Raw genomic sequence first — 18957 nt, 5'->3', positions numbered from 1 at the left:
CCATGAGGATGCTTTTCAATTATTGTCATTTTTTGACTTAATCTCTTCCTCCAAATACTTGAAGTGCCCAATATAGCAACGAAGCCAATGCTCCAATTGCAGCAACCAAATAGGTTCGTGCTGCCCATTTTAAAGCGTCTTCAGAACCTTTATATTCTTCAGGCGTCACCATGTTTTTAGCTTTCAGCCAAGCTAAAGCTCGGTTACTGGCATCGTATTCTACTGGCAAAGTAATAAAGCTAAACAATGTTGCAAAACCCATAAATACCAATCCAGCCAATGCTACCCAGAAGCCTAATCCAACACCTGCGGCTGCACCTAAAACCAGACCTCCTATTACTAACCATTGCGACATTCCAGAAGTAACACTAACAATAGGTACTAAAGCTGAACGCATACCAAGAGCACTATACGCTTTAGCATGTTGAACTGCATGGCCAACTTCATGGGCTGCAACAGCCGCTGCAGCTGCGTTTCTTTGATTGTAAACAGCTTCGCTTAGATTAACCGTTTTATTTTTAGGATTGTAATGATCTGTTAGTTGACCACTTACAGAAATGACTTCCACATCATAGATTCCATTATCTGACAACATCTTTTCAGCGATTTCCTTTCCACTCATCCCATTTTGCAAGCGTACTTTAGAGTACTTTGCAAATTTTCGCTTTAATTGATTACTTACTAACCAGCTAACTAAAGCAATGGCTCCAATAAGCACATAATAACCCAACATTCCGTTCATAGTTAAAAATTAAATTGTTTGAGTTATAAAGTTAGCAAAAAGTAAGCCAATTTTACTACAGGAAATATTGTCAGTTAAAATTTGGTTAAAACTGTTTTATTAGACGTTATACTTAAACAAAAGCTTCAGAAATTTCTTCATAAACGACTTCTCCCTTGACCACATTTAATCCCTTAGCTAAGTTATGGTCCTGCTCACAGGCTTTTTCCCATCCTAAATCCGCTAGTTTCAACACGTAAGGCAAGGTTACATTCGTTAATGCCAATGTAGATGTGTATGGGACAGCTCCTGGCATATTAGCTACACAATAATGTACGACATCATCTACTATATAAGTCGGATTTTCATGAGTTGTAGCTTTTGTAGTTTCAATACAACCACCTTGATCAACTGCCACATCAACTATAACGGTTCCTGGACGCATATCCTTAAGCATGTCACGAGTGATCAATTTTGGTGCTTTAGCGCCTTTTATCAAAACACCTCCAACAATTAAATCGTGATCTTTGATGCGTTTTCTGATATTATATTCACTGGAAAACTCCGTGACCACATGATTTGGCATAATATTGTTGACATGTCGTAAACGTTTCATATCGATATCCATAATAGTGACATGAGCCCCAAGTCCTGCAGCCATTTTAGCGGCTTGAATTCCAACCACTCCAGCACCCAAAACCAAAACTCGACCTGGAGGTACACCTGGAACACCACCTAATAACACACCTCTTCCTTTGATAGGTTTTTCCAAATATTTTGCCCCTTGTTGAATGGCCATTCGCCCAGCCACTTCTGACATTGGAGTTAATAGCGGTAAACTTCCATCGTCATCCTCAACCGTTTCATAAGCGATACAAACCGCATTGCTTTCGATCATTTTTCGTGTTAAGATTTCACTGGATGCAAAGTGAAAATACGTGAAAATCGTATGCTTTGAATTAATTAATGGATATTCGACTTCAATAGGTTCTTTCACTTTAACAATCATGTCGCTTGCTTCATAAACCTCTTGGATCGAGTCTAAAATCACAGCACCAACATCTTTGTAGTCCTGATCAAAAAAACCGCTTCCAAATCCGGCATTGGTTTGTACAAAGACTTTGTGACTACGTTTTGTGAGTTCGAAAACTCCAGCAGGAGTCATACCTACACGACTTTCATTGTTTTTAATTTCTTTTGGAACACCGATGCGCATAACAGTTGTTTTTTTAGGTTAGCGAAAGAAAAATACAATGAAAAATCATTCCAAAACCTATGATTTTTAAGGACTTGAAAATTTTTATGGAATTCTCAAATTTCGAAATTCAAATTGCGAATTACACAAAACCAAGCTGAAGACATGCTTCTATAAAAGATGGTTATTTTTAGGATTAAACCGAAAAACCTATTTTTTTATTAATAAAAAAGCTGCCAAATAATGACAGCTTTATTCCGTATGTTTTATAATATATTATAAACTATTAGAGCCTATATCACCTTGAGCAACTAAAGTTGCTAAATCTGCCATACTTAAGTGGACATTGACATAACCATCAACAGCCAACACATCATCGTAACCGAACATAGTTCCGTCATTTAATATGGATAGGTTGGAGCGACTCATGCCAGTAGTACCATTAACTGCGTTAAATGTGTAAAGAATACCTCCTCCTTCAGCAGCAGAATTCATGTGTATGTGTGCTGGATGCATCCCTCCATCTGGTGTTCCAACAAGCATAATTGTTGCTTGTGCTTCACCATTAACGCGTTCCTCGAATATTACAGATCCACTTATGCCAGGCACATCAATTTCACCCAAATCATAAGATCTTGATGCTCCCGTAAGTTCATTTTGACCGATGTCACCTTGAGCCACAATAGTTCCTAATTCGTTCATACTTAAATGGACATTGACGTAACCATCAACTGCCAACACATCGTCATAGCCAAATGCAGAATTATCATCTAGCATAGCTATGTTTGAACGGCTCATACCTGTAGTACCATCAACAGCATTGAATGTGTATAAAATTCCACCGCCTTCAGCTGCTGTATTCATGTGTATGTGTGCTGGATGCATCCCTCCATCTGGTGTTCCATCTAGCATGATAGTGGCCTGAGCTTCACCATTAACGCGTTCCTCAAACAGAACAGAACCGCTGATTCCAGCTACATCCCTTTCACCTAAACTATACACTTTTGACATTCCTGTGAGTTCATTTTGACCAATATCACCTTGAGCCACAACAGTTGCTAAATCTTGAGCACTTAAATGGACATTAATGTAGCCATCAAAATCTAATAAGGCTTCATACGTTAAAGGTGTTCCATCATCTGTTTGGTTGACTACGGTTTTACTCATCCCTGTGGCACCATCGACATCGTTTAAGGTTACAGCAATAGCACCACCCTCTGCAGCGGTATTAAAATGGATATGAGATGGATGCATTCCGTTTTGTGGTGTTCCTGTAAGGTTTAGCGTGACTAATACATTTCCATTGCTACGTCTGGCTATAGTTGCTGATCCAGAAACACCAGAGTTGGAACGCTGTGACAATTCATAGGTCTTTGATTCCAATGTTGAAATCATTATGGTCCCATCATCATCAGTGCTACAATTCATTAAGAACAGAGACGATAAAAACATCATTAGAATAGTTTGTTGTTTTAAATACTTCATTGTTGTAAATTTTTTATGGTTTATACTACCTACGAAGTATTTGTAGTGAGGGTTTTATAAAATTCTGGTTTTTAAGAAAATTTTAAGGTTATACATCCAATAATGCCAATACATTAAGGATAGATATTACTCATAAGCTAGCGAAACCTTACCAACCTTATGATTAAAAAAAACAACAACAAGAAACTCTTTCCTTGATGAAAAAAAACTTGGTGGGTCGCCAAGATCATACGAAAATACATCTTCTTTAGTCTGTGCTTTGGAGTTTGGTTCTCCTAAAATTGAAATAACTTCAGATTTAGATTTACCCTTAAGTAATTGGGATTCAATCAAATCATCTACCATTTCATAACGTTGCAAAGGCTCGTTTGCCCAATCGGTTTGGTCAAAGCGTTTTTCAAAAAGCTCGAGCAAAATCGCACTTACCACTAGGGTTATTACAATAAATAATCCTAGTTTATATGGACGCTTTAACTGAGACCATTTCATGATCAACCTACAATATTGACAATTTTACCTGGCACGACAATGACACGTTTTGGTGTTCTGCCCTCCAATTGCGCAATGGTTTTTTCATGAGCCATGACTGCCTTTTCAATATCTTCTTTACTCATATCCAATGGTAGTTCTAAAGTAAATCGCATTTTTCCATTAAAGGAAATCGGATAGTTCTTACTGCTCTCAACTAAATGTTTTGCCTCAAAAACTGGAAACGCAGCTGTTGAAATTGATGCTGAATGCCCTAAACGTTCCCACAATTCCTCAGCAATATGAGGTGCATAGGGAGAAATCAGAATCAATAGTGGTTCAAGAATAGCCTTGCTGGTACACTTCTGATCGGTCAATTCGTTAACGGCAATCATAAAAGTCGATACAGAGGTATTGAAAGAGAAATTCTCGATGTCTTCCTCTACTTTTTTGATGGTTTTATGAAGCGTTTTTAAGTTATCTTTTGTTGCCTCAGCATCATTGACTTTTAAACCATTATCGTCCACATACAACTTCCAAAGTTTTTTCAAGAACCCATGAACACCCGTAATTCCAGCAGTATTCCAAGGTTTGGCTTGTTCTAACGGACCAAGAAACATTTCGTATAGTCGTAGACTATCGGCTCCATACTGCTCGCAAATTTGATCTGGATTGACGACGTTGTATTTGGACTTGGACATTTTTTCGACTTCGCGACCGACTTTGTAAACTCCTTCTTCTAACACAAATTCAGCATCTTTGAATTCTGGTCGCCAGTTTTTAAAGGCTTCGATATCCAATTCATCTGATGCATTGACAAAAGAAACGTCTGTATGTATTGGGTTTAAGGAAACTTTATCCCAATTTACCTCGACTTCAAACCCTTTTCTTTCAAATTCTTTTTTTATTATGTCCAATCCTAATTTCAAAGATGTATCAAATTCGCCTTTATTAAAACTATCATAACTTGCTTTAGGAATAAAAACATTTGGAAATTTTAATTCATCTATTCCATAATTACTGGAAATTGTTTTAACTGTAAAAGAGTGCATTAAACTATACACAAAAGCACTCGTTCCCAAAATCATCCCTTGGTTGATGAGTTTTTTAAACGGTTCCTCAACAGTAACAAACCCGCGATCTTTTAAAAACTTCACCCAAAAACGTGCATAGAGCAAATGGCCTGTGGCATGTTCGCTTCCACCTATATATAAGTCCACATTTTGCCAATACTTCAACGCGTCTTCCGTGGCAAAAGCCTCTCCTCTTTGAGCAGCTTCTTCCATATATCTTAAAAAGTACCAAGAGCTTCCAGCCCAACCAGGCATGGTGTTAAGTTCTAAAGGATATACACTATTGTCTTTGTGAGATTCCGCATCAAGTGCGGAATGACGTTCGCTTTCGTCATGCTGAACTTGTTTCAGCATCGCATTCGAAACAACTTTATTCTGTTTCGCGTCCCATGCCCAAACATCGGCACGACCTAAAGGTGGCTCGCCTTCTTCAGTAGGCAGATATTTTTCGACTTCAGGTAGTGTCAGTGGTAAATGCTTTACATCGATCATTTGTGGCATACCATTAACATAATACACAGGAAATGGCTCGCCCCAATACCGTTGGCGAGAAAATACAGCATCACGCAATCTGTAATTGGTTTTGCCTTGACCTTGGCCAATTTGTTCCAATTCGTAAATGGCACGTTTAGTAGCTTTCTTATAGTTCATTCCGTTAAGGAAATCACTATTGGCAATAATCGTATTGTCTTTATCGGCAAAAGCTTCTTCGGAAATATCGACACCTTCAAAAATATTTGGAATCGGAATATTGAAATGCTTGGCAAAATCGTAATCGCGTTGGTCACCACAAGGCACAGACATCACAGCACCTGTTCCGTAGCCGGCCAACACATAATCGCCAATCCAAATCGGAATCGGTTCTTTTGTAAAAGGATGTTCGGCATAAGCTCCTGTAAAAGCACCCGAAATGGTTTTGACATCTGCCATACGATCACGTTCACTGCGCTTCGCAGTCGCTTCAATATAAGCTTCTACCTCAGCTTTTTGTTCTGCTGTTGTGATTTCTAACACCAAGTCGTGTTCTGGCGCTAAAGTCATAAAGGACACACCAAAAATGGTATCAGGACGCGTTGTAAAGACTTCAATCGTATGATGAGATTCCGAATCAATTTCGGAATGACGTTCACTTTCGTCATGCTGAACTTGTTTCAGCATCTCACTAGACATCACATTAAAAGTCACGGAAGCACCAACCGATTTACCAATCCAATTGCGTTGACTTTCCTTCAGGGAATCGGTCCAATCAATAGTTTCCAAACCTTGTAACAAACGTTCTGCATAGGCCGAAATACGCATACTCCATTGGGTCATTTTCTTTCGAACCACTGGATGTCCACCACGTTCAGACACACCATTGACGATCTCGTCGTTGGCCAAAACGGTTCCAAGGGCAGGACACCAATTTACTTCTGTTTCAGCCAAATAGGTCAGTCTATATTTAAGTAAGGTTTCTTGTTGTTGTTCAGAGGACATCGCTTTCCAATCTTCCGCAGAAAATGGTGCAACATCATCATCACAAGCCGCATTGATTCTGGAATTCCCTTCCGCTTCAAACACAGAAATCAATTCTGAAATCGGTCGCGCCTGATTGGAATCCTTGCAATAATAAGATTCAAACAACTGAATGAAAATCCATTGCGTCCATTTGTAATATTCCGGATTACTGGTTCGCACTTCCCGACTCCAATCGAAAGAAAATCCGATTTGATCCAACTGGCGACGATAGGTTTTGATATTGGTTTCCGTAGTAATTGCAGGATGCTGACCTGTTTGAATGGCATATTGTTCTGCAGGCAATCCAAAACTATCATAGCCTTGAGGATGCAACACATTAAAGCCTTTGTGTCGTTTGTAACGTGCATAAATATCGCTAGCGATATAGCCTAGTGGATGCCCAACATGCAAACCTGCTCCACTTGGATATGGGAACATGTCTAAAACATAGTACTTTGGTTTATCAGAATTATTTTCCGCTTTGAAGGTTTGATGCTTAGACCAATAGTTTTGCCACTTTTTCTCTATATCGTTGAAGTTGTATTTCATGCCTATATCTAAAAAACTAAAACCAATGTCATTTCGAACGCAGTCGAGAAATCTTTAAAATCTAACTTTAAATTCCATCTCGACTGCGCTCGATGTGACAGAAGTATACTTTGATTTCTGCGCAAATTTAACGGTATTACAACACAATTAAAAGTTTAAGCGTTGTAAACATTATACAAACAGAATTCTTTTATATTTTTACACCAATCAATGCTATTATATGAGTTCCTCTTTTGACAGATATCAAAAACGAAAATTAATCACCTCTTACTTTTCAGTCGTTATCAGTATTGCCTTAGTTCTATTCTTGTTAGGTTGTTTAGGATTATTGGTTTTGAACGCCAAAAAAGTTGCTGATCACTTTAGGGAACAGGTAGTCGTAACCATTTATTTGAGTGATTCAGCAAAACAAGTTGAAGTCGACCAGTTACAAAATACCTTGGCTATGGCAGACTATACCAAAAGCACAGAATATGTCTCAAAGGAACAAGCTGCCGAACAGATGAAAGCTGAAACTGGAGAGGATTTTATGGATTTTGTAGGTTATAATCCGTTACAAAATTCCATTGACGTTTATCTGAAAGCCGATTACGTAACCAACGAAACCTTAGATGGCATTAGTGAAGAACTCGCCAATAAAAAATTCATTGAAGACATCACTTATGATAATGACTTGGTAGAATTAATGAATAACAACGTTAAGAAAATCACCTTTTGGGTACTGCTTTTAAGCGCTATATTCACCTTAATTGCTGTACTATTGATTAACAGTTCCATCAGACTAGCAGTCTATTCGAAGCGTTTTATCATCAAAACCATGCAAATGGTTGGGGCTACCAAAACCTTTATCAGGCGTCCTTTCGTGTTCAAAAGTGTTCAGTTAGGAATTATTGGTGCTATTGTGGCTTTAATTGGTGTTGCAGTTGTTCTTTACTATATGAATAACATGTTTCCTGAATTGGAGCTTCTACAAAAACCTGTGCTCATCGTCGCTTTATTTGTTGGGATCTTCTTACTTGGCGTCATCATCACGTGGATAAGCACATTTATTGCAACACAACGATTCTTGAATCTGAAAACGGATCAGCTATACTATTAGCTGCAATAATGACTTACTTTTTTCGTTACAAACCTTATAACCAATCTCTTAAATCATAATGAAGAAGTTCTTTTATCTTGTCCTATTTTGTTTATTTCTAAGTTTAATTTCTTGCGTGATCAACAATCCGAAGCCCGAAGAGTGTGAAATTATTGATGTCAAAATCACAAGAATTTCTGAAGGGTCGTCATACGATATTGTCTTTCATGACAATGGAAGTGATTACTATTATATCAATCGCGGATTGGAACAAGGTTTAAATTTAGATTCCCTTAACGCAAAAGTTTTAAATAAAACTGTTACTTTGCATCTACCGAAATTATTGTTTGGCACATCAGAACACATCGCTCAAATGGTAATTGATGAAGAGATTATTTACACTGAATTTTAATCCGTTATGGGAGAACAAAAACGAAAGGAAGCTACAAAAGACGAATTTATCTTCGGAAAAAAGAACTATAAGTTTATGCTTATTGGACTCATTTGCATTGCACTTGGTTTTATCTTAATGTCTGGAGGTGGAAGCGACGATCCTAATGTTTTTGATCCTTCTATTTTTAGTTGGAGACGTATCCGATTAGCGCCAACTTTGGTCTTGATTGGCTTTGGCATTCAGGTGTATGCCATCTTATTGAATCCTAATAAGGAAAAATAATTCCCTTATAATTTTCTATTCCATATTTGGAATTTGATTCCTGTTACTTGATATTTGTCCGCATGGATATCATAGATTCAATTATTCTAGGAATTATTCAGGGACTCACAGAGTTTTTACCTGTTTCTTCAAGTGGTCATCTCGAATTGGGCAAAGCCATCCTTGGTGACGAATCTATTCCTGAGGAAAGCTTGCTCTTTACTGTTGTACTTCATTTTGCAACGGCATTAAGCACTATTGTGGTGTTTAGAAAAGATGTTTGGGCTATCATTAAAGGTGTTTTTCAATTTAAATGGAATGAGGACCTTCAATTTGTATCAAAAATTGTGGTTTCCATGTTACCAGCAGCTATCATTGGCTATACCTATGAAAGTGAATTATCGGAATTGTTTGGTGGCAATATCAAGTTCGTAGGTTTTATGCTTATTATTACAGCTTTGCTCCTATATCTAGCCGATAAGGCTAAAGACACCTCAAAAAATATCTCTTTCAAAAATGCACTTGTGATTGGCTTTTCACAAGCTATTGCGATGCTTCCTGGAATTTCAAGATCTGGTGCGACGATTTCAACCTCTGTTTTACTCGGAAATGATAAAACCAAAGCCGCTCGATTTTCATTTTTAATGGTGGTTCCTCTAATCTTCGGAAAAATTGCCAAAGACATTCTTGGTGGTGAACTGACTTATGACAGCTCTAATTTTACAAGCTTAAGCATCGGATTTGTAGCTGCCTTTGTGTCTGGTTTATTGGCTTGCACATGGATGATTAAATTGGTGAAGAATAGTAAACTGATTTACTTTTCAATCTATTGCTTGATTGTCGGATTAATAGCCATTGCCATAGCGTCTACACAATAATATGAGAACTGCAGAAGACTTTAAATCTGGACAGGTTTTACTTATCGATAAGCCTTTGCATTGGACGTCCTTTCAAGTCGTCAACAAATTGCGTTGGAAAATTCGAAAGACCTTCAATATTAAAAAAATAAAAGTCGGTCATGCTGGAACTTTAGATCCTTTAGCTTCAGGCTTGTTGGTGATTTGCACAGGAAAAATGACCAAGCAAATCAATACCTATCAAGGCCAAGACAAAGAATATACTGGAACGATTACTTTAGGCAGCACAACACCTTCTTTTGATTTGGAAACCGAGATTGATCAAACCTTTCCAACAGATCATATTACTGAATCCTTGATTCATGACACCACCAAATTATTTATTGGTGATATTGAACAACGTCCACCTGTGTTTTCAGCCATTAAGAAAGATGGGAAGCGACTCTATGAATTTGCTAGAGCTGGCGAAGACGTTGAAGTCAAGACCAGAACGGTTTGTGTTTCAGAATTTGAAATCACTAAAATTGATGATACCAATCTCGATTTTAGAGTGGTTTGCAGCAAAGGTACTTACATCAGATCCTTAGCACACGATTTTGGAAAAGCCTTAAATTCTGGAGCGCATCTTTCCGCATTACGCAGAACTAAAATCGGTGATTTTCAAGTAGACAATGCACAATCTATTGAAGATTTCATAAGCGAGTTGTCTTAACTTGTACTATGCCATTTTATTGGCTTTTGATCTAAATTCCCTATATTCAACGTATATAATGTACCAAACACAATTAAATTAACCTATTTGAACTTTCTTGATAAACATAAGGCGTTACTCATCACCTTCCTGATTTCGGGAACGGTTGTTTTGGCTATGTTTAGTTTTCATATCACGAAACAAACAGAGTTTGTATTCGAAAGCTATTACGAAGTTGAGCCTCAAACTGCTGAAGAATTAAAAGCACTAGAGGAAGAGCTTGAAGCTATAAAAGGTCAAGGTCCGGAAACCAATGAAGCTTTTAACGAAGACGAAGAGTTTAAGGAAATGATGAAGAATTTTAAGTCTATGGCTTCCAATGATTTTGAGGAAACCACAGAAAGGGAAGACACACCTCAAGAGGAATCATCTGAGACGTCTGAAAATAATGTTTTAACCTCAAATTCATCTTACAATAGCTCTAGCAATTATGCTGTAAAAGAACAAGAGCGTCAATCGTTCAACAAGGCCAATGATATTTTAGCGATGCATTCGCCAAAAAAGAATGAAAACACGAATTCAAACAGAAATAGCAGCGTCTCATTTTCATTAAAAGATAGAAAAAAAGTTAAGCTTCCGCCACCTGTATATTTATGTGAAGTCACTGGGAAAATCGTAGTTAACATTACTGTTGATGCCAACGGATTGGTGACAGACACTTATATCAATTCCACCTCATCATCAGATAACCAATGTTTGATTGATCACGCCTTGGAATATGCCCAAAATGCCATTTTCAGTTCTGATGCCAATAAAAAAAGTCAGATAGGCTCCATCACCTATTATTTCAAAGGGAAAAATTAAACAGCTAATAATTCCAAAACATCAGAAATGATATTTTGACCTTTGTTTTTGTTATACCAACGTTGTAAATCTTCTTTAAATTCAGGTGTTAGTTTTCCATGTTCTGATTTGTAGTCGTTAACCATTTTAGTGGCTTCACTTGGTCTAGGGCCATAAGTATCAATAACATTTCCAGAATCGTTATCAATCATTATCAACTTAGCGATAGCTCTATTGCCATTAGTCAGGAACTGATCCATAAGCTCAGGATTTTCATCTCTAAACACGAGCTTTAAGTTTATACCTTCGGAAAGTTCAGCAATTTTATTCAAAACAGGAGTGACATGAGCAGCATCACCACACCAGCTTTCAGTAATGACCAACCAGGTGATATTTTGAGAATAACTTTTGATACGCTTTTGATCTTGTTCAGAAATTTTAACAGTTTTATCCCAACGTTTCATACGTCGATTGTTGAGCATGGTATAATTTATTAAGGCTTCCGTTTGTTCAGGTCCAGAAGTTTTACCTTCTTCTGCTAACTTTGAAACAAGTTCTCTATAATCTTGATATGAAATAGATCTTGTTAAACTTTGCTTTATGGTGTCTTTAACTGATAGGTCTTCCAATGTGTTCATTTTTTGTTGCAATTTACTACAATTCGCAACTGTGACATATGACTTAAGTCAGAAATCACAATGCTCATTAATTCGTTTGAAATAAGACGAAAGGTTAATTAAAAACTTACTATTTTTAATCACAATACTTTAGTTATGCAAAAACATAGATGTGGCTGGTGTCTTGGTGACCCATTATATGAAGCCTATCACGATGAAGAATGGGGTGTTCCCGTAAAGGATGATGATACCCTTTTTGAGTTTTTGATTTTGGAAACCTTTCAAGCTGGATTAAGTTGGATTACCGTTTTGAGAAAGCGTGAAAATTTCAGAAAAGCCTTTGATAATTTCAATTATAAAAAAGTAGCCAAATACAATCAAACCAAAATTGACAAACTACTTCAAGATGAAGGCATCATCAGAAACAAACTGAAAGTAAAGGCGACCGTTACCAATGCCCAAGCATTTATGGAAGTTCAAAAAGAATTTGGTTCCTTTTCCAACTATATTTGGGGATTTGTCAACCACACACCCATCAAAAACAAACTTAAAAATTATAAGAGCGCTCCTGCCAATACAGCCTTAAGTGACACGATCAGTAAGGATTTAAAAAAACGAGGCTTCAAATTTGTAGGCTCTACTGTCGTTTATGCACACATGCAAGCTACTGGAATGGTGAACGATCATGAAGTGAACTGTTTTAGATATGATGAAGTATAAAATATTTGGCATCTTATTATTCTGTTTGACTCTAAACCTGCATTCGCAAACCAAAAATGAGAAAGAATCTCGAATTGCTCTTGATGCGTTTCCTGAACAATCACAAAACGTCATCACTTCTATTACCAAGGATGTTAGACGAATTCGTCATTACAAAGAAACCGATGGTGAAAATTTAAGTTTTGAAACTAAATTCAAGTATGATAAGCATTGGTTTAGTGTTGAATTTAATGCTTCAGGTATACTTGAGGATATTGAAGTTGAAATCAAAGAACGTCAGATTGCAGATGACATCAGAAGCAAAATCAATTCCTATCTAAAAACCCATTATTCCAAATTTGACTTTTTAAAGATTCAAGAACAGTATCCATTTAACGATTCAAAATCACCACAGCAATTTTTAAAATCCGTTTTATCTCAAAGAAAAAACACACTCTCTAACTATGAAATCGTTGTGGCTTTAAAATATGATAAGGATTGGCAAATTAAGGAAATGACCTTTGATGAAAATGGAATATTTTTAAGAGAAAGAACCTTACAACAGGATAGTTATGAATACATTATGTACTAAAAGACTGTTTGTAATATTCTTTCTTGTTCTTGTAAATCTTAGCTATTCTCAAGAAGATACAGACATCTTTAATGAAAATGCTTTTTCAATTCGACATTCCTTTGATAAACTTTACAGTGTTAATTTTGAGTTGAGTAATAGAGCGTTTCTATATACCGACAACGAAGCTGGGTATCGAATGCGACAACTTCAAATGAGCCACTTTTCCAACTTTAAAATAGACTTGAGACAAAGTGTTGCTTTCGGAATTATGTACAGAAATCGTAATGCTTTTGAAGACTCGAGTAATGAGCTAAGATTGACACAGCAATACAATAGAAAATCTATACTTAAAACCTTACGCTTTGGACATCGTTTCAGAAGTGAACAACGTTTTTATGACCATTTTACAGCCTTCCGATTTCGATATCGATTGGCTTTGGATTTACCCTTACAAGGATTAAAACTTGATGTTGGTGAAACTTACTTGGTTCTTTCTAATGAAGCCTTATGGACGAGTACAAAAATCAGCAAACCAGAATTGGATTATCGTTTGTCGCCTGCATTAGGACTGTTGTTGTCGGAAGACCTTAACCTGGAATTTGGAGTGGAATTGCGACTGGATAAAATCAATATCAAAACTGAAGAGGTTCTTTTTTTCAATACGTCAGTTGATTTGAATATTTAACCCAAAAACCTCAAGAATTCCTCACGAGAAATCTCCTCGGCACCCAAACTGTCGAGATGATTGGTGTAAACCTGGCAATCAATGAGTTTGTAATTTGATTTTTGAATAAAACTGATAAAGCCAAACTTGCTCGCATTACTTACCTTACTGAACATACTTTCACCACAGAATACACCATTGTTTAGATCTACACCATAAAGTCCGCCAACCAATTGTTTGTTTTGCCAAACCTCAACCGATTTAGCAACTCCCAAATGATATAAATTGATATAAGCATCCTTCAATTCATTGGTAATCCATGTGCCTTGCTGACTATCACGCTTAATCTTTGAACAATTGGAAATGACTTCTTCAAAAGCCAAATTTATGGTCATTCTGAAATTTCCATTGCGAAGCACTTGTTTCATGCTTTTGGAAACCTTCAACTTTTCTGGGAATAGCACAAAACGCGGATCTGGCGACCACCATAAAATAGGACTGTTTTCATCATACCAAGGAAAGATTCCGTTTTGATATGCCAAAATAAGTCGATCAGGAGACAAATCGCCACCAAAAGCCAATAAGCCATCCTTTGATGCTTTAGAAACCTCAGGAAAAGCAAGTTCTTTACCTAAAAACTCCATAGAATCTGAAATGCGATTTTTATTTTAAAATACAAAAAAAGACCTCAATACAAAATTGAAGTCTTTAACTTTTGAAAATAATCTTTGTTCAGAACAACTTAGAAAGGCAGATCATCATGATCTTCTTCATTTAAGTTTGTAGCTGGCTCAAACGCCTCATCTGGAGCAACTGGAGGCATATTATCTGAAGCTTGTTGTAAGCTTTCGATACGCCATCCTTGGATAGAGTTGAAATATTTAGTTTCTCCTTGTGGATTTACCCACTCACGACCTCTTAAGTTGATATTGATTTTAACATTTTGTCCCACTTCATAGTTATTAAGCAAGTCTGTTTTATCTTGAACAAACTCAACCAAAATATGCTGTGGATATTGCTCTTCAGTAGTTACAACTATCTCTCTTTTTCTAAACCCATTGCTACCAAAGGTTTGTGTTTCACCTATCATTTTAATTCTTCCTTGTACTTCCATTCTTCTAAATAATATTTATAATTTATATGTTAATTTCTTTTTTAAGATAATAGCAGTTTCCATGCGCTATTCACATCACCATAACTCAAGTAGTTTCTAGCGATTTTATGTTTTTGTCTGTGTGACATTTCCCTAATGTCTGGGTAGCGTTCACTAACATCATTGATAAAAGCTTCGATTTCCTCTTTAGTTGGCAATTCTTCAACATTGCCTAACATACCTAAATCGTTACCTGTTAAAATCATGCTGTTTTTAACCACATTAGGCATAGCATCAACACCAATACCAAGCGTTGATAAAGGTTTAGGCACTTCAAAAAAACCGTTTTTAGCTCGGCTGTAATAATTTCCTCCAGCTCTTGCCACCAAATCCAATTTGATTTGATTAATGGTTTGGTCTTCATTTAAAACAGCATCGTCAATATGAAATTTCAAAACTTCACAAATGATTAAGTTGCCTGCACCACCTTCAGAACCTAACTTGATAATATCATTAATCTTACACTCAAATTGTACTGGCGATTCGGCCACTCTAAAAGGCTTAACGGTTTCAGATTCCAACATCGTCAAACCAGATTTACTAAACTCGTTGACACCTTTAGCATATTCGGTACTACTTAGCGACATCTGCTGCACGATATCGTAACTCACCACATTGATAACAACTTCCTTAGTAGCTTCTGCATTTTCCAAGGTGTGCTTAGTTGTGTTATTTCTCACGCGTCGCGCTGGCGAAAACACTAAAATTGGAGGATTGGCACTAAAGACATTAAAAAAACTAAATGGGGACAAATTAGGGTTTCCATCAGCATCAAGTGTGCTTGCAAAAGCAATAGGTCTTGGTGCCACCGAACTCAATAAATAACCATGTAATCTTCCAGTGGAAATATCTTTAGGATCGAAGCTTGCCATGCCTTAATTCAGTTTTGTTTATCAAGTGACAAATGTAACCAATATGATAAAGTTATAAAAGTGATTTCCAACCTTGTTGGAACAATATTATTAACAGATTTACATTATATTTAAGAATTCAAAAAAACTGTTCATGGCATTTACCATAAACCGAAATATGTCGCGATGGATTATCATTGTGGCCTCATTTATTATCATCTCATTAATTCTCTGGAACACGTATGTATTCTTTCAAAACTTTAAGGCTGAAGAGCGCACCAAAATGGAACTTTGGTCGTTTGCGCAAGAGACCTTGATAGAATCTGAAAGTGACGATGAAATTGAAATGACGTCTAGAATTATTGAAAGCAACACCACAACTCCAATGATACTGATTGTTCCTGGAGGAACTATAGGAAGCATAAGAAATATAGACACAACTCGTGTGTCAAACCCAAATCAGTATCTTGAAAAGTTAAAAACAAGATTTCAAAATGAGAATACACCAATTCAAGTCGTTGCAGACGACAAGCTTTATGGCACCATGTATTATGGAAATTCTCCACTACTCAACAAGTTAAAATACTATCCTCTAGCCTTACTAGTGATCATTTTTTTATTCGCTGCTGTAGTATACTTTTTTTACAAGAGTTCAAAAACTGCCGATCAAAACAAGCTATGGACTGGTATGGCAAAAGAAACTGCGCACCAAATTGGAACTCCGCTTTCTTCTTTGGTTGGTTGGACTGAAATTTTAAGGTCAGAACAGGTAAATCCTGAATATTTATCTGAAATCGAAAAAGATATTTCTAGACTACAGACCATAACGGAAAGGTTCAGCAAAATTGGTTCTGTTCCAACATTGAAAGCAATCGATATTGTAAAGGAAACATTAGATTCTTACGATTATTTAAAAGCGCGATCTTCCAATCTGATCGACTTTGAGATTTCGGTGCCTGAACAAGCTATTATGGTTGAGCTTAACCAACAACTCTACAGCTGGACCATTGAAAATCTAGTTAAGAATGCTATAGATGCTATGAAGGGCAAAGGCCATATTAAAATTAGCATTGAAAATGATGGTAAATTTGTCAAGGTTCAAGTGACTGATACTGGTAAAGGTATTGCCAAACAACATTTCAATACTATTTTTCAACCAGGTTATACCAGTAAGAAAAGAGGTTGGGGATTGGGCTTATCTCTTGCTAAACGAATTATTGAAGATTACCATAAAGGAAAAATTAAAGTCTTGCGTTCAGACATCGGAAAAGGAACAACCATGCAAATCTCCTTAAGATTAATTTCTTAACTTTAAATCTTGAACGCCTAAAGCAAAGCTTTTCAATAGATTACGGTTGTTATTATGAAGACTAGCCAATATTTTACATTAAAGGAAGTTAAACTCAACAATAATTGCCCAGAGTGTTACTCTAATGAAGGCTTAGAGCTAACGTTCAAACAAAAACTTGTCGAAAATCTTTTTTATAAGGCCATTACTAAAGACACCATCAACGAAATGCATTGCAACGTATGTAATACAGATATATTTCCTGTAAGTTGGACAGACAACATTGAGCAAGTCGTTGCATATCACAAAAGAGCTGTTTCTCCTAGACCAAAATCCTTTAAGCTGAAAAAGGCAGGTTGGATTTTTATTATTCTTGATTTGATTTTATTCTTGACAGTTCTTTTGTTTATTATGGGCGTGTTTCCAAGCGCATCATAAATAAGAAGAAATTCTTTTTGCAATAGCCTCAAAATCGTCACTTTTTAAAGAAGCTTTACTCGTAAAGCGTGCATCTTCCATAGTATTTAACGGAATTAAGTGCACATGAACATGAGGTACTTCCAGACCAATAACGGTCATCCCAACACGTTTACAAGGAACTGCTTTTTCAATAGCAATGGCAACTTTACGTGAAAATTTCATGAGTTCAGTATAAGTAGCCTCATCAAGATCGAATATTTTATCGACTTCCTTTTTGGGAATACATAAGGTATGTCCTTTGGCATTTGGATTAATATCTAGAAAGGCAAGAAAGTCATCGGTTTCTGCTACTTTATAAGATGGAATTTCACCAGCAATAATCTTTGAGAAGATAGAAGCCATCGGTTAATTGATTAATTTATAGTACTTGTAAATATAAAAAGATTCCTAAGCAATAGGAATCTTTTAAAGTTTTTTTGAAGTTGAAATACTATCTGCTATTCTCTTAACGGCTAATTTCCAAAACGTCAAATTTCATGGTTCCATTAGGAACTTGTACTTCGGCAACTTCTCCTACAGATTTACCTAAAAGTCCCTTACCAATTGGAGAGTTCACAGAAATTTTACCAGATGCTAAGTCAGCTTCTCCATCTGCCACTAATGTGTAAGTCATCTCCATTCCATTGGTTTGGTTTTTTATTTTCACTTTAGACAACACCAAAACCTTAGATGTATCCATTTGTGATTCGTCAATAACACGTGCATTAGACAAAGTCTCTTCAAGCTTGGAAATCTTCATTTCCAAAAGACCTTGAGCCTCTTTAGCAGCGTCGTATTCGGCATTTTCACTTAAATCGCCTTTATCTCTTGCGTCAGCTATGGCTTGTGAAGCTTTTGGACGCTCTATATCTTTAAGTTGTTGTAGCTCATCTCTAAGCTTTTTTAATCCTTCTGCAGTATAATAAGATACTTTACTCATAATTCATACGTTTACGTAATATCATCAATCTCTATATTCAAAATATCCCGAACGAGTTCGGGACTAATGAAAAAATCTCGTTGACACGAGATTTAGACTACAAAGATACAAAATATTTAATTGACCTATAAAATTGTTGTAATTTAGACGCGAAAAATATGGCTATGAGACCTTTGATTTTAGTATTTGTTTGTTTGGTTATTGTCGGATGTAAAAAAGATGACGACACTAATGATAATTGTAATTTTCTATCCGACTTTGGCATTAACAGAACCATAAGTTTAAGTTTACCTCAATACAGCCAATTGGCATTTTCTACCAATTCGGTTTATATAGCCAATGAGGGCAATGCTGGTATTTATGTCACTAATGTAGGAGGAAATTTCAGAGCCTACGATGCTGCTGATCCTAATCACGTTCCAGATGTCTGTTCAATCATGACTCTTGAAGGCACTATTGTTACTTGTGGCTGTCAAGATGCCAATAAATATAACTTACTTACAGGTTTTGCTGATGGTGCCCAATTACCTTGTGCCTTGAAGGAATACCGAGTTAGCGTAAATGGTTCTGATTTAACCATTACGAACTAAATAAAAACCC

The 18957-nt window shown here is 36.5% G+C and carries 23 protein-coding genes; 12 read left to right on the top strand and 11 right to left on the bottom strand.

Annotated features, from left to right (window positions below):
* Positions 1-37: 37 nt before the first annotated feature.
* The 5 genes from AB9K26_RS14220 to AB9K26_RS14200 all read right to left on the bottom strand — a co-directional run bounded on the left by AB9K26_RS14220 (position 38) and on the right by AB9K26_RS14200 (position 6988).
* On the bottom strand, positions 38-733 hold the full coding sequence (locus AB9K26_RS14220) for a zinc metallopeptidase (protein WP_369973456.1): 696 nt from the start codon (positions 731-733) through the stop codon (positions 38-40).
* A 121-nt stretch (positions 734-854) separates the two neighbouring features.
* On the bottom strand, positions 855-1937 hold the full coding sequence (gene ald, locus AB9K26_RS14215) for an alanine dehydrogenase (RefSeq protein ID WP_369973234.1): 1083 nt from the start codon (positions 1935-1937) through the stop codon (positions 855-857).
* A 255-nt stretch (positions 1938-2192) separates the two neighbouring features.
* Positions 2193-3401, bottom strand: a complete 1209-nt coding sequence (locus tag AB9K26_RS14210) for a CHRD domain-containing protein (RefSeq protein ID WP_369973233.1) — start codon at positions 3399-3401, stop codon at positions 2193-2195.
* Positions 3402-3527: 126 nt separating this feature from the next.
* Positions 3528-3890: a hypothetical protein gene (locus tag AB9K26_RS14205; RefSeq protein ID WP_369973232.1), complete on the bottom strand. Its 363-nt coding sequence runs from the start codon at positions 3888-3890 to the stop codon at positions 3528-3530.
* 2 nt (positions 3891-3892) lie between these two features.
* Positions 3893-6988 (bottom strand): leucine--tRNA ligase, encoded by a 3096-nt coding sequence (locus AB9K26_RS14200; protein ID WP_369973231.1) that lies wholly within the window; start codon positions 6986-6988, stop codon positions 3893-3895.
* Between the two features lie 220 nt (positions 6989-7208).
* On the opposite strand from AB9K26_RS14200, the gene AB9K26_RS14195 reads away from it, so the two are divergent.
* The 6 genes from AB9K26_RS14195 (at position 7209) to AB9K26_RS14170 (ending at position 11133) form a co-directional block, all read left to right on the top strand.
* Positions 7209-8087 carry a cell division protein FtsX gene (locus tag AB9K26_RS14195; RefSeq protein WP_369973230.1) on the top strand — a complete coding sequence of 293 codons (879 nt, stop codon included), beginning with the start codon at positions 7209-7211 and terminating at the stop codon, positions 8085-8087.
* 58 nt (positions 8088-8145) lie between these two features.
* On the top strand, positions 8146-8478 hold the full coding sequence (locus AB9K26_RS14190; RefSeq protein ID WP_369973229.1) for a hypothetical protein: 333 nt from the start codon (positions 8146-8148) through the stop codon (positions 8476-8478).
* Positions 8479-8484: 6 nt separating this feature from the next.
* Positions 8485-8742, top strand: a complete 258-nt coding sequence (locus AB9K26_RS14185; RefSeq protein ID WP_369973228.1) for a DUF3098 domain-containing protein — start codon at positions 8485-8487, stop codon at positions 8740-8742.
* 62 nt (positions 8743-8804) lie between these two features.
* Positions 8805-9599, top strand: a complete 795-nt coding sequence (locus AB9K26_RS14180; RefSeq protein ID WP_369973227.1) for an undecaprenyl-diphosphate phosphatase — start codon at positions 8805-8807, stop codon at positions 9597-9599.
* A 1-nt stretch (position 9600) separates the two neighbouring features.
* Positions 9601-10290: a tRNA pseudouridine(55) synthase TruB gene (truB, locus tag AB9K26_RS14175; RefSeq protein WP_369973226.1), complete on the top strand. Its 690-nt coding sequence runs from the start codon at positions 9601-9603 to the stop codon at positions 10288-10290.
* Between the two features lie 87 nt (positions 10291-10377).
* Positions 10378-11133, top strand: coding sequence for a hypothetical protein (locus tag AB9K26_RS14170; protein ID WP_369973225.1), 756 nt, complete (start codon positions 10378-10380; stop codon positions 11131-11133).
* On the opposite strand, the gene AB9K26_RS14165 is transcribed toward AB9K26_RS14170, so the two are convergent.
* A complete protein-coding gene (locus AB9K26_RS14165; protein WP_369973224.1) occupies positions 11130-11750 on the bottom strand; it encodes a thioredoxin family protein in 621 nt (206 codons plus the stop codon). The two genes, AB9K26_RS14170 and AB9K26_RS14165, sit on opposite strands and share 4 nt — an antisense overlap.
* 135 nt (positions 11751-11885) lie before the next feature.
* Here AB9K26_RS14165 and AB9K26_RS14160 point away from each other — a divergent pair, with 135 nt between their 5' ends.
* From AB9K26_RS14160 to AB9K26_RS14150, 3 genes are read left to right on the top strand one after another with little or no spacing between them, the layout of a single operon-like run.
* Positions 11886-12449 (top strand): DNA-3-methyladenine glycosylase I, encoded by a 564-nt coding sequence (locus AB9K26_RS14160; RefSeq protein WP_369973223.1) that lies wholly within the window; start codon positions 11886-11888, stop codon positions 12447-12449.
* Positions 12436-13020: a hypothetical protein gene (locus tag AB9K26_RS14155; protein ID WP_369973222.1), complete on the top strand. Its 585-nt coding sequence runs from the start codon at positions 12436-12438 to the stop codon at positions 13018-13020. The genes AB9K26_RS14160 and AB9K26_RS14155 overlap by 14 nt, the downstream gene beginning before the upstream one ends.
* The gene (locus tag AB9K26_RS14150; protein ID WP_369973221.1) at positions 13001-13687 is read left to right on the top strand and encodes a DUF2490 domain-containing protein; all 687 of its coding nucleotides are present in this window, start codon (positions 13001-13003) and stop codon (positions 13685-13687) included. Before AB9K26_RS14155 ends, AB9K26_RS14150 begins: the two co-directional genes overlap by 20 nt.
* On the opposite strand, the gene aat is transcribed toward AB9K26_RS14150, so the two are convergent.
* From aat to AB9K26_RS14135, 3 genes are all read right to left on the bottom strand, one after another.
* Positions 13684-14310, bottom strand: coding sequence for a leucyl/phenylalanyl-tRNA--protein transferase (gene aat, locus AB9K26_RS14145; RefSeq protein WP_369973220.1), 627 nt, complete (start codon positions 14308-14310; stop codon positions 13684-13686). The genes AB9K26_RS14150 and aat overlap by 4 nt on opposite strands.
* Before the next feature lie 98 nt (positions 14311-14408).
* Positions 14409-14780, bottom strand: coding sequence for a DUF3127 domain-containing protein (locus tag AB9K26_RS14140; RefSeq protein WP_369973219.1), 372 nt, complete (start codon positions 14778-14780; stop codon positions 14409-14411).
* A 41-nt stretch (positions 14781-14821) separates the two neighbouring features.
* A complete protein-coding gene (locus tag AB9K26_RS14135) occupies positions 14822-15691 on the bottom strand; it encodes a flavin reductase family protein (protein WP_369973218.1) in 870 nt (289 codons plus the stop codon).
* Between the two features lie 133 nt (positions 15692-15824).
* Here AB9K26_RS14135 and AB9K26_RS14130 point away from each other — a divergent pair, with 133 nt between their 5' ends.
* On the top strand, positions 15825-16979 hold the full coding sequence (locus tag AB9K26_RS14130; RefSeq protein ID WP_369973217.1) for a sensor histidine kinase: 1155 nt from the start codon (positions 15825-15827) through the stop codon (positions 16977-16979).
* Positions 16980-17033: 54 nt separating this feature from the next.
* The gene (locus tag AB9K26_RS14125; protein WP_369973216.1) at positions 17034-17396 is read left to right on the top strand and encodes a hypothetical protein; all 363 of its coding nucleotides are present in this window, start codon (positions 17034-17036) and stop codon (positions 17394-17396) included.
* Here the strand turns inward: AB9K26_RS14125 and AB9K26_RS14120 are convergent.
* Positions 17391-17780, bottom strand: coding sequence for an HIT family protein (locus tag AB9K26_RS14120; protein ID WP_369973215.1), 390 nt, complete (start codon positions 17778-17780; stop codon positions 17391-17393). The two genes, AB9K26_RS14125 and AB9K26_RS14120, sit on opposite strands and share 6 nt — an antisense overlap.
* 103 nt (positions 17781-17883) lie before the next feature.
* Positions 17884-18357, bottom strand: a complete 474-nt coding sequence (gene greA / locus AB9K26_RS14115; RefSeq protein WP_369973214.1) for a transcription elongation factor GreA — start codon at positions 18355-18357, stop codon at positions 17884-17886.
* Positions 18358-18521: 164 nt separating this feature from the next.
* Between greA and AB9K26_RS14110 the strand changes: the two genes are divergently transcribed.
* Entirely contained in the window at positions 18522-18947 is a 426-nt protein-coding gene (locus AB9K26_RS14110) for a Rieske (2Fe-2S) protein (protein ID WP_369973213.1), read from the top strand.
* Positions 18948-18957 lie beyond the last annotated feature (10 nt).

It is taken from the genome of Psychroserpens sp. XS_ASV72, assembly GCF_041224425.1.
In the GTDB taxonomy this organism is placed as follows: domain Bacteria; phylum Bacteroidota; class Bacteroidia; order Flavobacteriales; family Flavobacteriaceae; genus Psychroserpens.
This window is presented reverse-complemented; position numbering and strand designations above follow the sequence as displayed.

Excerpts from the sequence above, each read along its gene's own strand:
- truB (WP_369973226.1), top strand. The coding sequence starts at position 9,601 with ATGAGAACTGCAGAAGACTTTAAATCTGGACAGGTTTTACTTATCGAT.
- AB9K26_RS14155 (WP_369973222.1), top strand. The coding sequence starts at position 12,436 with ATGATGAAGTATAAAATATTTGGCATCTTATTATTCTGTTTGACTCTA.
- AB9K26_RS14120 (WP_369973215.1), bottom strand. The coding sequence starts at position 17,780 with ATGGCTTCTATCTTCTCAAAGATTATTGCTGGTGAAATTCCATCTTAT.
- AB9K26_RS14135 (WP_369973218.1), bottom strand. The coding sequence starts at position 15,691 with ATGGCAAGCTTCGATCCTAAAGATATTTCCACTGGAAGATTACATGGT.
- ald (WP_369973234.1), bottom strand. The coding sequence starts at position 1,937 with ATGCGCATCGGTGTTCCAAAAGAAATTAAAAACAATGAAAGTCGTGTA.
- AB9K26_RS14125 (WP_369973216.1), top strand. The coding sequence starts at position 17,034 with ATGAAGACTAGCCAATATTTTACATTAAAGGAAGTTAAACTCAACAAT.
- AB9K26_RS14140 (WP_369973219.1), bottom strand. The coding sequence starts at position 14,780 with ATGGAAGTACAAGGAAGAATTAAAATGATAGGTGAAACACAAACCTTT.
- AB9K26_RS14130 (WP_369973217.1), top strand. The coding sequence starts at position 15,825 with ATGGCATTTACCATAAACCGAAATATGTCGCGATGGATTATCATTGTG.
- AB9K26_RS14200 (WP_369973231.1), bottom strand. The coding sequence starts at position 6,988 with ATGAAATACAACTTCAACGATATAGAGAAAAAGTGGCAAAACTATTGG.
- greA (WP_369973214.1), bottom strand. The coding sequence starts at position 18,357 with ATGAGTAAAGTATCTTATTATACTGCAGAAGGATTAAAAAAGCTTAGA.
- AB9K26_RS14110 (WP_369973213.1), top strand. The coding sequence starts at position 18,522 with ATGAGACCTTTGATTTTAGTATTTGTTTGTTTGGTTATTGTCGGATGT.
- AB9K26_RS14210 (WP_369973233.1), bottom strand. The coding sequence starts at position 3,401 with ATGAAGTATTTAAAACAACAAACTATTCTAATGATGTTTTTATCGTCT.
- AB9K26_RS14180 (WP_369973227.1), top strand. The coding sequence starts at position 8,805 with ATGGATATCATAGATTCAATTATTCTAGGAATTATTCAGGGACTCACA.
- AB9K26_RS14160 (WP_369973223.1), top strand. The coding sequence starts at position 11,886 with ATGCAAAAACATAGATGTGGCTGGTGTCTTGGTGACCCATTATATGAA.
- AB9K26_RS14185 (WP_369973228.1), top strand. The coding sequence starts at position 8,485 with ATGGGAGAACAAAAACGAAAGGAAGCTACAAAAGACGAATTTATCTTC.
- AB9K26_RS14150 (WP_369973221.1), top strand. The coding sequence starts at position 13,001 with ATGAATACATTATGTACTAAAAGACTGTTTGTAATATTCTTTCTTGTT.
- AB9K26_RS14220 (WP_369973456.1), bottom strand. The coding sequence starts at position 733 with ATGTTGGGTTATTATGTGCTTATTGGAGCCATTGCTTTAGTTAGCTGG.
- AB9K26_RS14165 (WP_369973224.1), bottom strand. The coding sequence starts at position 11,750 with ATGAACACATTGGAAGACCTATCAGTTAAAGACACCATAAAGCAAAGT.
- AB9K26_RS14205 (WP_369973232.1), bottom strand. The coding sequence starts at position 3,890 with ATGAAATGGTCTCAGTTAAAGCGTCCATATAAACTAGGATTATTTATT.
- aat (WP_369973220.1), bottom strand. The coding sequence starts at position 14,310 with ATGGAGTTTTTAGGTAAAGAACTTGCTTTTCCTGAGGTTTCTAAAGCA.
- AB9K26_RS14195 (WP_369973230.1), top strand. The coding sequence starts at position 7,209 with ATGAGTTCCTCTTTTGACAGATATCAAAAACGAAAATTAATCACCTCT.
- AB9K26_RS14190 (WP_369973229.1), top strand. The coding sequence starts at position 8,146 with ATGAAGAAGTTCTTTTATCTTGTCCTATTTTGTTTATTTCTAAGTTTA.